General features: G+C 49.2%; 17 protein-coding genes. 5 read left to right on the top strand and 12 right to left on the bottom strand.

Features of this window, described 5'->3' with window-relative positions; translation table 11 throughout:
* Positions 1-39: 39 nt before the first annotated feature.
* Complete coding sequence (locus tag PRU_RS03200; RefSeq protein WP_013063887.1) at positions 40-981, top strand: TIGR01212 family radical SAM protein; 942 nt, start codon at positions 40-42, stop codon at positions 979-981.
* Here PRU_RS03200 and PRU_RS03195 read toward each other — a convergent pair.
* On the bottom strand, positions 954-1,757 hold the full coding sequence (locus PRU_RS03195; RefSeq protein ID WP_013064484.1) for a gliding motility protein GldB-related protein: 804 nt from the start codon (positions 1,755-1,757) through the stop codon (positions 954-956). The genes PRU_RS03200 and PRU_RS03195 overlap by 28 nt on opposite strands.
* A gap of 204 nt (positions 1,758-1,961) precedes the next feature.
* Between PRU_RS03195 and PRU_RS03190 the strand changes: the two genes are divergently transcribed.
* Positions 1,962-3,215, top strand: coding sequence for a DUF4861 domain-containing protein (locus PRU_RS03190; RefSeq protein WP_033151271.1), 1,254 nt, complete (start codon positions 1,962-1,964; stop codon positions 3,213-3,215).
* Here the strand turns inward: PRU_RS03190 and PRU_RS03185 are convergent, their stop codons facing one another.
* Both PRU_RS03185 and mtaB read right to left on the bottom strand, forming a co-directional pair.
* Positions 3,216-4,238: a glycosyltransferase family 2 protein gene (locus PRU_RS03185; protein ID WP_013063275.1), complete on the bottom strand. Its 1,023-nt coding sequence runs from the start codon at positions 4,236-4,238 to the stop codon at positions 3,216-3,218.
* Between the two features lie 17 nt (positions 4,239-4,255).
* Entirely contained in the window at positions 4,256-5,581 is a 1,326-nt protein-coding gene (gene mtaB / locus PRU_RS03180; RefSeq protein WP_041386582.1) for a tRNA (N(6)-L-threonylcarbamoyladenosine(37)-C(2))-methylthiotransferase MtaB, read from the bottom strand.
* Positions 5,582-5,848: 267 nt separating this feature from the next.
* On the opposite strand from mtaB, the gene PRU_RS15980 reads away from it, so the two are divergent.
* The 3 genes from PRU_RS15980 (at position 5,849) to PRU_RS03170 (ending at position 7,623) form a co-directional block, all read left to right on the top strand.
* On the top strand, positions 5,849-6,019 hold the full coding sequence (locus PRU_RS15980) for a PG1828 family lipoprotein (RefSeq protein ID WP_013064048.1): 171 nt from the start codon (positions 5,849-5,851) through the stop codon (positions 6,017-6,019).
* A 168-nt stretch (positions 6,020-6,187) separates the two neighbouring features.
* Positions 6,188-7,123, top strand: coding sequence for a TraB/GumN family protein (locus PRU_RS03175; RefSeq protein WP_013064633.1), 936 nt, complete (start codon positions 6,188-6,190; stop codon positions 7,121-7,123).
* The gene (locus tag PRU_RS03170; protein ID WP_013065583.1) at positions 7,123-7,623 is read left to right on the top strand and encodes an STM3941 family protein; all 501 of its coding nucleotides are present in this window, start codon (positions 7,123-7,125) and stop codon (positions 7,621-7,623) included. Before PRU_RS03175 ends, PRU_RS03170 begins: the two co-directional genes overlap by 1 nt.
* Before the next feature lie 17 nt (positions 7,624-7,640).
* Here the strand turns inward: PRU_RS03170 and PRU_RS03165 are convergent, their stop codons facing one another.
* From PRU_RS03165 to rpsF, 9 genes are all read right to left on the bottom strand, one after another.
* The gene (locus PRU_RS03165; RefSeq protein ID WP_373314249.1) at positions 7,641-9,854 is read right to left on the bottom strand and encodes an outer membrane beta-barrel family protein; all 2,214 of its coding nucleotides are present in this window, start codon (positions 9,852-9,854) and stop codon (positions 7,641-7,643) included.
* A 146-nt stretch (positions 9,855-10,000) separates the two neighbouring features.
* Entirely contained in the window at positions 10,001-10,543 is a 543-nt protein-coding gene (locus PRU_RS03160) for a hypothetical protein (protein ID WP_041386578.1), read from the bottom strand.
* Positions 10,544-10,657: 114 nt separating this feature from the next.
* Positions 10,658-11,623, bottom strand: a complete 966-nt coding sequence (locus PRU_RS03155) for a hypothetical protein (protein ID WP_013064218.1) — start codon at positions 11,621-11,623, stop codon at positions 10,658-10,660.
* On the bottom strand, positions 11,613-12,272 hold the full coding sequence (locus PRU_RS03150; protein WP_013064309.1) for a hypothetical protein: 660 nt from the start codon (positions 12,270-12,272) through the stop codon (positions 11,613-11,615). The genes PRU_RS03155 and PRU_RS03150 overlap by 11 nt, the downstream gene beginning before the upstream one ends.
* On the bottom strand, positions 12,269-12,763 hold the full coding sequence (locus tag PRU_RS03145) for an RNA polymerase sigma factor (protein WP_013063302.1): 495 nt from the start codon (positions 12,761-12,763) through the stop codon (positions 12,269-12,271). The genes PRU_RS03150 and PRU_RS03145 overlap by 4 nt, the downstream gene beginning before the upstream one ends.
* Before the next feature lie 120 nt (positions 12,764-12,883).
* Positions 12,884-13,552, bottom strand: a complete 669-nt coding sequence (locus PRU_RS03140; RefSeq protein WP_041386576.1) for a helix-turn-helix domain-containing protein — start codon at positions 13,550-13,552, stop codon at positions 12,884-12,886.
* A 175-nt stretch (positions 13,553-13,727) separates the two neighbouring features.
* The gene (gene rplI / locus PRU_RS03135) at positions 13,728-14,318 is read right to left on the bottom strand and encodes a 50S ribosomal protein L9 (RefSeq protein ID WP_013064329.1); all 591 of its coding nucleotides are present in this window, start codon (positions 14,316-14,318) and stop codon (positions 13,728-13,730) included.
* Positions 14,319-14,340: 22 nt separating this feature from the next.
* On the bottom strand, positions 14,341-14,607 hold the full coding sequence (gene rpsR / locus PRU_RS03130; RefSeq protein ID WP_013064765.1) for a 30S ribosomal protein S18: 267 nt from the start codon (positions 14,605-14,607) through the stop codon (positions 14,341-14,343).
* 3 nt (positions 14,608-14,610) lie between these two features.
* Positions 14,611-14,955, bottom strand: a complete 345-nt coding sequence (rpsF, locus tag PRU_RS03125) for a 30S ribosomal protein S6 (protein WP_013063574.1) — start codon at positions 14,953-14,955, stop codon at positions 14,611-14,613.
* Between the last annotated feature and the right edge of the window lie 204 nt (positions 14,956-15,159).

Below are 15,159 nucleotides of genomic sequence, written 5' to 3'. Positions count from 1 at the left end.
CTGCAAAGATAGCGTTTTTTTCGTTAACTTTGCACACTGATGGATTTAAATAAAGTGAATACACCCTATTATAACGACTACGGCACGTGGATACGGCGCCAGTTTCCGTACCGTGTGCAGAAGATATCGATAGATGCCGGCTTTACCTGTCCGAACCGCGACGGACGGATATCAACGGGCGGCTGCATCTACTGCGACAACCGCACGTTTAACCCCTCGTACTGTCAGCGACGCCTGTCGGTGAGCGCGCAGCTGGCCGAGGGCAAGCAGTTTTTTGCGCATAAGTATCCCGACATGAAGTACCTGGCTTATTTCCAGGCGTTTACGAATACATACGCCCCTATCGAACAGTTGAAAGCGCTGTACGAAGAGGCGCTGGCGGTTGAGGATATCGTGGGCATTGTGATTGGCACACGCCCGGATTGCGTATCGGACGAGCTGCTGGATTACCTGGCCGAGCTGAACCAGCGTACGTTTGTGCTGGTGGAGTACGGACTGGAAAGCTGCAACGCCGCAACGCTGCAACATATCAATCGCGGACATACGTTCGAGCAGTCGGTATCGGCCTTGGAGCGCACCCACCAACGCGGATTGCTCACCGGCGCGCACATCATCCTGGGACTGCCGGGCGAGGATGCGGCCGAGAGTCTGCGCCAGGCCCCTATCCTATCGCAGCTGCCCATCGACATTCTGAAGATTCATCAGATGCAGATTATCCGCGGCACCCGACTGGCCGACGAGTACGAACGCGAGCCGTTCCACATCTACAGCGTGGATGAGTACATCGAACTGATTGCCCAGTACATACAACGCCTGCGACCGGATATGGTGCTGGAGCGTTTTGTGTCGCAATCGCCTAAGGAACTGCTGATAGCGCCGCATTGGGGACTAAAGAACTACGAGTTTACCAACAAACTGGTAAACTACCTGAAGCAGAATGATATACACCAAGGTCAGTTGGTTTTGCGGAACTCAGAATAGTTGTTGTTTCGCAGCATCTGGTCGATGGTAAGGTTGTGGCTCTTCATGTAGCGATCAACCATACGGGTATAAACGGTGTTGAACACGTGCTTGCCGTAAGCCTGATTGATGACCCATTGGATTTTGCCGATATGCATGTCGCGCTCCTGCTGACTGAGGGCGCGGTCGTGCGGCATGGGGTACAGACTGAGCAGGTAGAACCCGGCGCAATCGGGCACAATGTAGCTGCGGGTCATCGTGGCCAGCTGACTCTTGGAATAGCCGTAGAGCGGATTCTTGTAAAGGGGATAATCGCTGCCCAGGTACTTATCCAAGCAGATACCGATAGAGCCGTTGCCCACAATCACACTCTGATCGAGCGAACCAATCTGGGCATACACCTCGGGTACCTCGATGCCAGGGATATGCTCGCGCAGATACTTGAACACCTTGGTAAAATCGGCATTGATATCATCCATGCTGGCATACTGCTGCTCGGCCTCGGAAATGAGCGCCTGCAAGGTAGAATCCTGATAGAATCGCAGGAACTTGGTGTTAATCTGCTGATCATCCACCTTACCGATACGCAGCACATCCTCGATAAGCGTGCGGGTTTGCATGGGATAAGCGGTGTTCATCTGCTGCAAAGCCGAAAAATCGCCGGTGGTAAGGTACAGACTCTGGATACGGTCGTAGCGATCAACCTTAACTATAAGGTCGTCGCCTGCTGTAAATTGCCATTCACAGCTAATGCATCCAAAGAGCACTATCAACAGGAAATAATATACCTTGCGCACGGGCTATTTTTGTGGGGTAATGATATACTTATGTTAAAAAAATCGTTGCAAATATACTAAAAAATATTTTAAAAACCAAATTTTAACCTAAAATATTTAAATAAAAGTATAAAAACCTGCACATTTTTGTTTATTTGTGTAAAAATCGGGGGCCGTTTGATGGTTTTTGTGTACTTTTGCTCTCTGCTAAGACAAATAAAAAAGATGAAGAAGAAAATGATAACGTTGGCACTTGCTGCCATCAGTGTGATGACCGCCCAGGCTCAGCAGCAGCTGACCGTGAGCGTTACTAACCCATCGGCTGCCGCACGCACCGATCAGGCGGTGATAATCCCCCTTAACAGCTACGGCGAAGTGCGCCGCGCGCTGGTTACCTGCGAGGGCAAGGAGATACCCTGTCAGCTAGATGATCTGGACCAGGACGAGGTGTTCGACGAGCTCTGCTTTTTGGCCGATCTGAAGGGCAAACAGCAGTTGAAGTACCAGGTACAGCTGTTTACCGACCTGTGCGACGAGCCTGCCAAATACCCTGCCCGCGTGTTTGCCGAAATGCTGATTCGCAACGACAAGGTGAAGGAGAAAAACAAGCACAACAACTTTATCGAGGCCATCACCGCGCGCGGCGACTGCGCTAACTCGTACAACCTGCAGCACCATCACGGCGTGGATTTTGAGAGCGAGCTGAACGGTATCCGCATCTACTTCGACAAACGTCAGACACTGGACCTGTACGGTAAGTTCCAGAAGCGCCTGGAGCTGGAGGAAACCCAGTTCTACACCCAGCCTGAGCAGAAGGCACAAGGTTACGGCGACGATGTGCTGTGGGTAGGCAACACCTTTGGACTGGGTGCGTTCCGCGGTTGGGACGGCAAGCAACCCACGATGATTGAGCCCGTAGCCTCGCGCACACAGCGCATCATCTCGTACGGTCCGCTGCGCACCATCGTAGAGTTAGTAGATAAAGGTTGGCAGGCACCATCCACCAACACCTACCACCCATCACCCATCAACCTAACGATACGCTACATCCAGTACGCCGGTCATCGCGACACCGATGTAGAAGTATATTTCACCAAGAAGCATACCGACGTGAGCAACTACCGATTCTCTACCGGTGTGATTAACGTAAAGGGTTCGGAGGAGTTTACCGACCATAAGGGTTTGCGCGGCTGTTGGGGCAGCGACTTCCCCACAGGCGACACCATCAACTTTAAGCGCGAAACGGTGGGCTTGGGTATATTGATACCCCAGCAGTACATGGCCAGCGAGGAGCCAGCCAACAAAGATAACTATGCTTTTGTGGTAAAAGCCAACCAGAATATACTGAAGTACAAGATAGCGTATACCTCTGATAACGAGACATTTGGCTATCATACCGCTAAGGATTGGTTCAATTTCCTGAAGCTGTGGCGCAAGGAGGTTGAACAGCCCGTAAAGGTGGTGATTACCCAGCCATAACTAAAGGGGCAAGGCACTAAACAGCTTGCGACCTTTAGCGTAATACTGCCAGAGCAAAGAGAACGATTTTTGCTCTGGTATTTTTATGGTCTGACGCGAAGCCTGAATGGCTTGGCGGTCGGCTTCAAAATCTTTCTTCCAACGTTTAAAAGCGCGACGGGCACGGTAGATGGCCTTGAAGTCGCCCCAGTTACGACCCAGAATCAGGGTTTCCCAGGCGGCCAGGTAATCCAGGAACCAGCGCCAACGCATCACGTGCTGCAGCTCGCCATCGGGCAGGCATTTATACAGCATCGTCAGGTTGTTGCGGAAGTTCAGGAAGGTCTTCATCGGGTTACCCTTAGGCAGCGTGCCACCACCAACGTGGTACACGTAACTATCTGGAATGCAGACGATACGGCGACCACGTATGCGCAATCGCCAGCACATATCAATCTCTTCGTTATGGGCAAAGAACCGGGCATCGAGTCCGTTTACAGCCCAGTAATCGGTGCTGCGGATGAGGAGCGCGGCGCCTGTGGCCCACAGGATATCGGCCACATCGTCGTACTGTCCGTTATCGGCCTCGACGGTATCGAAGATACGACCACGACAGAAAGGATAGCCAAAGCGGTCGAGATAGCCACCGCTGGCACCGGCATACTCAAAGCGGTCCTTATCAAAGATGGAGAGCAGCTTGGGCTGACAGGCAGCCACATCGGCATGGGCATCCAGGTACTCGATCATCGGGGTGAGCCAATGGTGGGTAACCTCGATATCGGAGTTGAGCAGCAGGTAGTACTCGGCCTGGATCTGTGCCAAAGCCCGGTTGTAACCCTCGGCAAAGCCCCAGTTCTGATCCAGCACAACCAGCTTTACCTCGGGGTAATGCTGCTGCAGGAACGCCAACGAATCGTCGGTTGATGCGTTATCGGCTACATAAACCGTGGCCTCGTCCTTTGAGTAATTAAGCACGGAGGGCAGATACTGCTCGAGCATCTGGCGACCGTTCCAATTAAGTATCACTATTGCTACTTTTTCCATTTTTTCGCGCGCGTACATTATATAATACACATTAACGACTCCTTATCGCGGGTCATCTCGCCCAGCTTCACACTGATAAGCTGATTGTCGAAATCGGGGTTAGCATCCTTGGCGGGCAGCTCTACACGGATATAGTTCTTAGTAAAACCGTGCATGGCACGACCGCGGGTAGCCTTCTCGAACAGCACCTCGGCCTGCTGGCCGATATAACGCTCGTAGAAAGCATGGGTTTTCTGATCAGAGAGTTCCAGCAGGCGCTTTACACGCTGCTTCTTCTCCTTCTCGGGAACCACGTATGGGATGCTGAGGGCCGATGTGCCTGGGCGCTCGGAGTATGGGAACACGTGCAGCTGAGTAACATCCAGGCTATCCAGGAACGTGTAGGTCTCCTCGAAGCACTCGGGTGTTTCGCCACGGCAGCCCACCATCACATCCACGCCGATAAAGGCATCGGGCATCAACTCCTTGATACGGTGGATCTTCTCGGCAAACAGCTCGCGATCGTAATGACGATGCATGAGCTTGAGCACCGTGTTGCTACCACTCTGCAGGGGGATGTGGAAGTGCGGCATGAAGGCACGGCTCTTGGCGCAGTACTCGATGAGCTCGTCCGAAATCAGATCGGGTTCGAGCGAGCTGATGCGGTAACGCTGAATGCCCTCTACCCCATCGAGCGCCTTAACCAGGTCGATAAACTTCTCGCCGGTAGTCTTACCAAAGTCGCCGATGTTCACACCGGTGAGCACAATCTCCTTACCACCCTCGGCAGCGGCCTCCTGGGCCTGCGCTACCAGCGAGGCAATCGTTGGGTTACGCGAAAAACCACGGGCGTAGGGAATGGTACAGTAGGTGCAGAAGTAATCGCAACCATCCTGCACCTTCAGGAAATAGCGCGTGCGGTTACCCTTTGAGCAGCTGGGCGCAAAGGATTTGATATCCTTGGTTTTCTCACGATAATACTTAGCTGTGGGGGCGCCTGTCCAGGCATCCGACAAGAACTGAACCAGGTTGGCCTTCTCGTTAGAGCCTAACACCAGACTTACACCCTCGATCTTTGCCACCTCGTCGGCCTCGAGCTGGGCATAGCATCCCGTTACCACCACAAAGGCGCCGGGATTCTCGCGCACCAAGCGGTGAATGGCCTGACGACATTTCTTATCAGCCACCTCGGTTACCGAACAGGTGTTTATCAAACAGATGTCGGCCTGCTCGCCTTTCTGGGCAGTACTTACGCCCAGGTCCTGAAGCATCTTACCAAAAGTAGATGTTTCTGAGAAGTTCAACTTACATCCGAGTGTAAAATAGGCAGCCTTTTTGCCTTGAAATGCTGAGGTATCTATCATATATAAAATAGGTGTATTGTTTGCGGGCACAAAGGTACGACATTTTTTGCAAAAAACACGCATTTTGAGCCATTTTTAAGTTATGTGCGAAAAATACACTAAATTTAACATTTCGTAAGTGGCTGATTTACAGCGGTTTGCAAAAAAGTTACAAAAACCCCTAAAAAAAAATCGAAAAAAATGATACGTTGTATTAAAATAATGCTTACCTTTGCATCGTTTTAATAAACAAATGATTGTTTTACAGATTTTAAAAGCTTAGAAAAAATGAAGAAATTGGTATTCATGTTCGTAGCAGTTGCTGCTATCTCTTTCGCATCATGTGGTAACAAGGCTCAGGCTCCTGTACAGGACACTGACTCTATCGCCGAGGTAGTTGACACTGTAGCTGACAGCCTCGCTGTTGACACAGTTGCTGCTGATTCAGTTGCTCAGTAATTGAACGAACGATTGAGAGAAAGAGCCCGTAGAACTCAGTTCTGCGGGCTTTATTTTTGTTCTGTCCCCCAACCCAATGTTATTATTAGGTTAAGGCGCGCGCATTTCTTGCACAATCAAGATTTGTTGCTTATATTTGCAACGTGAAACTTATAAACCAAAAAAGTTATGAAGAAAACCTTCCTTATCCTGGCCATAGCCTTTACAGCTGTTAGTGCCAACGCTCAGTTCCTGTTCCGCATCAGCGGCAAGAAAATCAAAGAGCCATCTTATATCCTCGGATCAGTACATACATTGCCCGGCTCTCTGCTCGACAGTATCCCCGAATTTGTCGAGGCCGAATCGAAATGCCGTCAGCTTTATGCCGAGTACGATATCAGCAGTCAGCAATCCATGGCCCAGGCACAGGCTGCAGGACAGCAGGCTATCAGTCTGCCCGAAGGGAAAAACATCTTTGACGTACTGAATCAGGACCAGATAGACCTGCTGAACACGCGCTTTAAAGAGACTTTCCAAGTGAACTTTACCGACTCGGTGATGAAAAGCGTATGGAACTATCAGCCCAACGTGCTGATTACCACATTCAGCTTGATATTTACAAGTCAGGAGATGCAGAAACATCCCGAGTTAGGCATGACCGGCACACCGATAGACATGTTCTGCATCAATCGTGCCAAGGAGCGCGGATTAAGCTTCGGACAGCTCGACGAGGTACAGCCCGAGGATAAGCTGAAAAAGATGCGCGACTCGCTGAATGCCAAGATCGACGTGCAGGTTGACTCGCTGGTGGCTTTTCTGAGCGACATGGAGCATCGCAAACAGATGATAGCCGACGAGCTGAACACGGTAGCCAAGACCGGAACCTATTGGAAAGAGGGCGATTACGATAGTTTTGCACAATCTGACTACTGGATTTCGCAGGTTAACAAGCAGCCCGAACTGTTTAAGGCCCGCAACGAACGATGGTTGCCCAAAATCAAAACCGCCATCAGCCAAACACCAACCCTATTTGTATTCGGCGCAGGACATCTGATTGGTCAGTCGGGCATTATCCAACTGCTGCGCAAAGAAGGCTATAAAGTAGAACTAATAAAGAGAAAATAATGAAAGTACTTAAAGTTAACTACTCGAAAAAGTTGCCCGCCATAGGACTGCTGATTCTTGTTCCATTGGTTGGCGTTGTGGCATACTTTTCTATGTGCAACGAAGACGCCTTCAGATTCGTTAGTGCATTCGCTGCTGTCATGTTCGTTAATTTAGCGATCGAACTGATCAGAGGTTGGCGTCGCATCATTGTCAACGACGAATGCGTAGAGATAAAAAGCAGGTATAAGTGGACGGTCTGCTTCCGCGACGTAGAGGATTTCTATCCGCTTACCTACAAGGGGCAGTATCTGATAGGCATACACTACAAGCAGGAACACGAGAATTATCGTACCGATGAGTATCTGGACGAAACCCGCGAAACACGCATGGGCTATAAACTCAGTCCCGGTGCTCCCTACGAAATCCCCACGCGCTACCTGGACATCAAGCCCCAAGAGCTACTGAAGCAACTAAACGAGAGATTACATCTCCAGAAAATAACAAGCCGCACAGAATAGTGCGGCTTATTTTATGATTAATTTGAATCAGAATTACTACCGCCATTAGAACCGCCGCCGCCCTTCACGTCATCGTTAGTGATAGAGCGTTCGGCCTTTTTAACGCTGGCCTTCAGCTCACCTATGCGATAGCTGATGCTGAGCGAGAATGTCTGACTTAGGTTCTTCGACCAGTTAGCAGCCTCGAAGAAACTATCGGTAGTATGATAGTTGAAATACTTATACTTCTTCAGGAAGTTTGAGGCACTCAGCGTAAGATTGAGGCGATTTTTGAGCCACGACTTCTGGATGCTAAGCGAATAGTTACTGTAGCTGCTGCCACGTCCCTGCAAACGTACGTTAGGTGTGATAGCATAGATATTGCACGAGATGCGCCAGTCTTTAGGCAAAGTCTGCTGGGCGCCACCATAGGCAAAGAGTTCCCATCCTGAGTTCGACAGCGTGCCACCATCGTTCATATCGGTATACGACAGGCTGCTGTTCATATAGATACGGGTATTCTTGCTGGCATTCCAGTTTACATACGCATTCAGGTTAACGCCCTCGCGATGACCAATGTTTTCGTAGCTTGTGTAGAGCACATCCTTGCCGGTGGGGTTCTTAAGTCCAGCAATCTTGGTGTCGGGCATCATCTTTACCACATTCTCAATACTATTACGAGTAAAGCCATAGCGCAAGGCGAGATTAATATTGAACTTGGGCGTAAAATTGCTGAAACTGAGGTTGAACGAATGATTTTTCTCGCTGTCGAGATTAGGATTTCCCTGATTGATGTTGGTGGGTGTAGAATCGTCGAGATATGGATTAAGATACCAGATGCCCGGACGGTAGATACGCATATCGTAGCCCAGGCGCAGATTGGTGGCCTGACCGAGTTTATAGCCTATGCTGGCCGATGGCACGAAATCATTGAAATGTTTGGTGAAATCATCGCCACGACCGAGTTTATACTCCACATCCTGTAGGGTATGTTCGTAGCGCAGTCCTAAGCGACCAGAAAACTTCTTGATCTTCAGTCCATACCCCAAATAGGCAGCCATGATATCATTGCGATGCTTATAGTGCGACGAATAATCGCGGTCGAAGACATCACTCTCGTAGCGGTCATCCTCCGAGGTATTGTTGCGCAGGATATACTTTAATCCCATCTCGATATTATGATACTTGGCGAATGGCGTGGTATAATCCACCTGGAACGTGTGCTCCATGGTGTTGTGGCTGCCATCGTTGTGCTGGTTCTTCATTCGCTGCAGGAATGTCTCCCAACCATCAGCGGCCTGCAGGTCGGCATAATCTACGTACGAGTCGTTGTCATCAGGTTCTGCGCTTATCTTATACGACAGCGTAAACAAGCGATCCTCGACGGAAAAAGTGCGTTGATAGTCGATACCTCCATCGATATAGGCATAGCTGCTCTTTGAACGCTGAAACGTGTTGTAGCTGTACAGATGATTGCCCGTGAGCGGCGATGTGGCCAAAAGCGAACTTTCACCTTCGCCATTGCTGCCTCCACCATAGAGATCGAACGAGGCAGTAAGCAGGCGAAGGGTATCAATCTCGTAACTGGCTTCGAGCGAACCATACTTAGAGTTGCCGTGAGAATCCGACCAGCTTGAACTCTCGATGTCGGACGATGAATTGCTGATGTTACCGACGGTCTTACGGGTACTGCCCGAATAGCCACGTGGACGATCGTTGTAGTTGTAGTTAACGTTGGCGCTCATAGTGAGTTTGCCGCTCTTGACTGTGGTATAGGCGCCTGCACCCAAGCCCTGATTATGCACATTTGCTCTAAAGGTAGCGGTATATCCCTCGATATTTTTGCCATGAGTGATGATATTGAGAATACCACCTACACCTTCGGCATCGTACTTGGGACCGGGATTGGTGATTACCTCGATGCGCTTGATGCTGCTGGCGGGCATACTTTTAAGTACCTCCTTAGGGTTGTTCGACATCATTTGGTTAGGTTTACTGTTTACATACACCTTGAACGAACTTGAACCATTTACCTGGATGTTATCTTCGCCGTCGACGGTCACCATCGGTACTTTACGCAGCATATCGAGAGTGGAATTCGACTTGGAGTCAGGGTCATCTTCGATATTATAAGTAATCTTGTCGATATCCGACTTGACCAATGCCTTCTGTTTAACGACCTCAACGCCCTGTAGTTCGAGCGATTTAAAAATGCTGTCGGCTCTGAGCGAGTCGGCCTGAGTCTGAGCCATAGCTCCATGTGCCGAAGCTAATGCCATGAGAGTTAGAAATGTCAGTTTCTTCATTAATATAATGTTTATGTAATTTAGCGGTGCAAATGTAAGCATTCTTTCCGAGAAAACTCTTCTTACTTGCACGTATTTAATATTTTTTGTGATTACCAAACCTGCCAGGCAGCTATCTCTTTAAGCAGTCGACTCATGGCGCGCTCGCATTCTTCGGGATACGTGAGGGTTTGTACAAACCAGAGTTTGCGATGACGCACAAACTTTGCATAAAAGCGGCGCCCGGTAATCTGACCTGTGTCGCTATGCAGCGAGCCTGAAAGAATAAAGAAGTTATTACCCGTGCGCTGGTGCGTGGCATGCAGCTCAGCTGCGTATTTGTTGGCAGCCTGATCGACGCTGAGCGAGTCGGCATTACGTTGCACAAAGGCCGCCAGCACAATCTCGATGCTGTCCTGCCAGAAGCTGAACCTACAGCTACCTTTCTCCATCAGCGAATCGTCGGAAGGTTCAAAAAACATCGGGTATTTAATGGTGTAATCGTAATCATCATCGTGATAAGTCACCAGCCGTGTCTGCGTCATCGCCCGCTCCAGCTTCTCGGCCAACGGACGGTCATTACATCCACCACAGTTCGACATATATACCATAAAAATCACAAACGCACCAAACGCTAAAAATAAGAATCTCCTCATACCTGTAGTTTTTGACTGCAAAGGTATGAAGAGAATATAAAGAGAGAGAATTATTTGGCTGACATTTGTCTGACAATTCACTGACAACGAGCGAACCATCTAATTTTCAGCAGGTTATTTGCCGAGTCGTTCGATGCACATATCGAACAGATTCTGGATAAAATCGTCCTTGGTGGCTTTCTTAAGCTTCGCTATTTCCTTGGCAGCCAACTTCTTTTCGTCAGGCTCAAGTCCATCTGCGTTCTTGCAGAGATTGTAGATCGAGGTGGCGTGGTGGGTAGCAGTATTGCCATCGGGATTCTTTAGGAAGAACTTCTTGTAAGAGTTAAACTCGCTGAGCCAGATGTGAGACGCTTTGGCACCAGCCGGCATGATAGAATCGTAATCCAAACTGGCATCGAAGTTATACCCTATGTTATCCTTAATCATTTCGGCCAAATTACCCACATTGCTAAAAATCGAATCCAGACTGTTCAGATCAAAGTCCTTACTGTTTACCGAAATATGCTTGATTTTAGACTTGCGTTGCTCGTTCTTTGTACCATAGGTAATAGCAAGACGGAACTCGGTCTTGCCGTCGTTCTCGGCCCACTCCATCGCATAGGCATAACGATAGTCCTTATCGGTACGCTCCTTATCAAGGAAACAAGCATAGATATACTTTGAATTGGGCATACTGCCAATAGCTACCGACTGCGATATGCCGTCGCCCACTCTCAGCGCCACTTGATTCAAACCCATCTTGGATCCCATCTGCTCAAAGAAGCCGCGCTGCGATTCGTTGTTAGTACGATTCACTGTGCGCAGAGAATAAGCAGCACTCTTATCTTGCTCGAAAGCTTGCTGGATATTCTTGATATGCTTAAGCGCAGAGGCGTTAGTGATCACAAAATCATAGACATCGGCCTGAGCACTCTTCAGTCCCGTTTCGGGATCATGCTCCAAGATATGCTCGGTCTTGGTTTCTACTATCTTATCCTTCAGCAGGGCATCAAATGCCTTCTGAATGTTCTGCTGCGCCATCAAAGTTGAGGGCAGCGCCATCAGCATGGCCGACAGAATTAAGTTTTTACTCTTCATATGCAATAAAATTTGTTTGTTCGTTAATATATACTATGGTACCATCTTCTTGCATCACGGGAATGTAGCCGTAAGCGGCCATCTTCGCCTCTATCATCTCGTCTTCGGCCTGTGCCTGGGCTTTAACCTGCGCCATCAGGGCGTATGCCTTATCGATATCGTGGATAGTGGGCACTATCTTGCGCTTGCTACGCTTCTTGGCGGGGGCAGGCTGGGCAGCCGCCTTGGGTGCCAACAGCGTATCGGCACGAACCGTCTCGTTTTGAGGCATCACCATCTCGGTTGCCGACTGTACCGTTGTGGTATCGGTCTGAGCGGTGAGCGGTGCTGCGGGCACAAACGCCGACTGATGAGAGGGAACGGCCAGATACACCACACCGGCAACAACGGCTGCAGCAGCCAGGCTCCAAACCATCCAACGGCGACGGCTTTTGGGTTTCTGCTCTGCGGCAGACTGAATATCAGCAGGCTCTGCAACGGGCTGCATGGCCTCGATCTCCTGGAACAGCTGCTGGTAGCAGGTCCACTCCTCGGGGATGTTATCGCCCTTGAAGTAGCTGCTCAGGATATCCTCCTCGTCGAGCGTAGAAGTGCCGTCCATATATTTGGTAAGCAACTCCTGAATGTATTCCTTGGTGTACTGTATCATAACTCGTTTCGCTGTTTGATTTCTTGTAATAATGTTCGTCGGGCTCTGGCCAGCAGGGTACTTACCGATGTGGGCTCGATGCCTAACAGTTGGGCTATCTCTTCGTGACTGCGCCGCTCTACTTGTCGCATGTAAAGTAAGGTGCGCTGTGTTGTGGGCAGCTGGGCCAGTCGGTTATGTAGCCATTGCTCGTTCTCCTTGCTCTCCAGCTCTTCGTGCGGACTGGTTGTTAGCCCCACCACGGTGGCCTCGTTGAGCGCCTCGGTAGGTTTTCGCCTTTGGTGGTTTCGCAGCAGATGTTTCGACATCAGCGACACGATGGCCTCTACCGATTGGTATCGCTCCAGTTCATGGTGCATCTGCCACAGACGAAGCATCACATCCTGTGCGATGTCCTCGGCCTCTTCCCTACCCGCACCATAGTGGAGACTTACACTGATGGCTTTTTCGCGCCACGTGCGGGCTATCTGTTCGAATGCATTTTTTTCCATTTACTTTTGCTTTACACTAATCAGACACATAAACGGTCCGAAACCAAACAAGCATTAACTGTATTTAACAAAAAAGTCTCCCCATACATGGTATGAAGAGATAAGGTATTTATGTGATAACTACTTGATTTTCAATTCGTAAGCTTTTCCGCGGTCGGCCTCGATCTTTAAATCTGAATGGGCCTCGATGATGGGCTTTAAACGACGGATAAGCGTGTAAAGCGTTTCGCTGGCATCATCCTTTTTAGGCCATAACGTGTCGCAGATTTCGGTTTTCGACAGGCTGTGATTGGGTGAACGGAAAAACATCTCCATCAGCTGTTGTTGCATGGGCGTGAGTTTTACCACGTTGCCTTTGGCATCAACAATGCGGCCATCCAGTAAAGCCAACCCGCCATAAAGACCCTCAATCATCTGTCGGCGGTGCTGATACAGGCAGAACATACCCCACAGCATGGCCAAGGTGCACAAAGCCAAAGCCGGGCGCTGCTCCGACATCGAGAAAATGGTAGCAGCTGAACACTGGGCCTCGCAACGGAACGCATGCTGACGGGTATCGACAGCCAGCAGGGCCTGACCGCGCAGAGCATCTAACTGCAGATGACGGTTAAACACTTTAATGGTATCGGCAGTAATCACATCGCTCTGCTGCTCGTCGAGGGCAAAAGCCAAAGCCTGACTCATATCCTTCTGGACCAGACTCTCGGTAGCGCGATAGCTACTGAAACTTGTAACTGCCGATGCGGCAATCAGCATCAGGAACACCAATACGGCGTATTTCTGTTTCATCTTCATCAAGGTTTATTATTCTGGTTGCAAAGATAAGCACTTTCGGGCAGTTAAGCAAGGCTTTTACATTATTTGGCACAAAAAATCCCGAGGGAGAACCCTCGGGACGCTGTGTCATAATAAATAATGATGCCTTACAGCATGTTATTAATTGTTATGATTTAATCTTTTTAAGTTATGCCTCAGCAGGAGCATCGATTGCCTCGAGAGCCTCAGCCTCGTCGGCAGCCTCAGCAGCCTCTGCCTCGTTAGCAGCAGCCTTCTTTGCATCAGCAGCAGCCTTGATGGCAGCCTCAGCATCAGCAGCAGCCTGCAGCTCAGCAGCATTCTCAGCAACTACCTTTACAGGGAGCTCAACGATAACCTCCTTGTGGAAGTGTACCAGAGCTACATAGTCGCCAACCTTCTTGGCATCCTTCATGGTGATGATCTTGCGATCAACCTCCTTACCCAGCTTAGCGAGCTCGTCGGCAACCTGAGCAGCACCAACTGAACCATAGAGCTGGCCAGTTACGCTTACCTTAGCGGCAACCTCTACAACTACACCATTGAGCTGAGCAGCCTTCTCCTCGGCAGCAGCCTTGAGGGCAGCCAGCTTGTGAGCCTGCTGCTTCAGGTTCTCTGCGAGAATCTTCTTAGCTGAAGGGCTAGCAATAACACCCTTTCCCTGAGGGATGAGGTAGTTACGGCCATAGCCAGACTTTACATTCACGATATCGTTCTTGAATCCCAGACCGATAATATCTTCTTTCAGTATAATTTCCATAATCTTGCGTCCTCCTCTTTAATTATTTCATCAAATCGGTTACGTAAGGCAGCAGTGCGATCTGGCGGGCACGCTTAACGGCCTGAGCCACACGACGCTGATACTTCAGAGATGTTCCAGTGATACGGCGGGGAAGAATCTTACCCTGCTCGTTGAGGAACTTCTTCAGGAACTCGGGATCCTTGTAGTCGATGTACTTGATACCGCTCTTCTTGAAACGGCAATACTTCTTCTTCTTTGTGTCGATAGAAGGAGCTGTCAAATAACGGATTTCACTCTGTTCTGCCATAGTTTAAGCCTCCTCTTTTTTACCAAGCTTTGCACGACGCTTCTCGGCGTACTCAACTGCATACTTGTCAAGTTTAACAGTCTGGAAACGAATTACCTTCTCGTCACGACGGAAAGCAGTCTCCAATGTCTTAATCACTTCTGGCTCAGCCTTGAACTCTACCAGGCAGTAGAAACCTGTAGACTTCTTCTGAATAGCATAAGCCATCTTCTTCAATCCCCAGGCCTCTTCGTTGATGATCTCTGCACCCTTATCGGTGAGAACCTTCTTGAATTTTGCGGCCGTTTCCTTCATCTGTTCATCAGACAAAACGGGAGTTAAAATGAAAACGGTTTCGTATTGATTCATACTACTTAATAAAATAAATTAATAATGTTATTGCTTAAAGCGGGTGCAAAGGTACAAAATTTTTATTGAACATTGACCATTGACCATTGAACATCCCTATGATTTAAGAATATTTAATACTTTCCGTCTCTTTTCTGTTGCCGAACGTGCAAAACTGCGCCTAAAACAATGAAAATCAGACCGGTAAGTAACACCAGGTTATAA

The organism is Xylanibacter ruminicola 23 (assembly GCF_000025925.1).
Classification (GTDB): domain Bacteria; phylum Bacteroidota; class Bacteroidia; order Bacteroidales; family Bacteroidaceae; genus Prevotella; species Prevotella ruminicola.
This window is presented reverse-complemented; position numbering and strand designations above follow the sequence as displayed.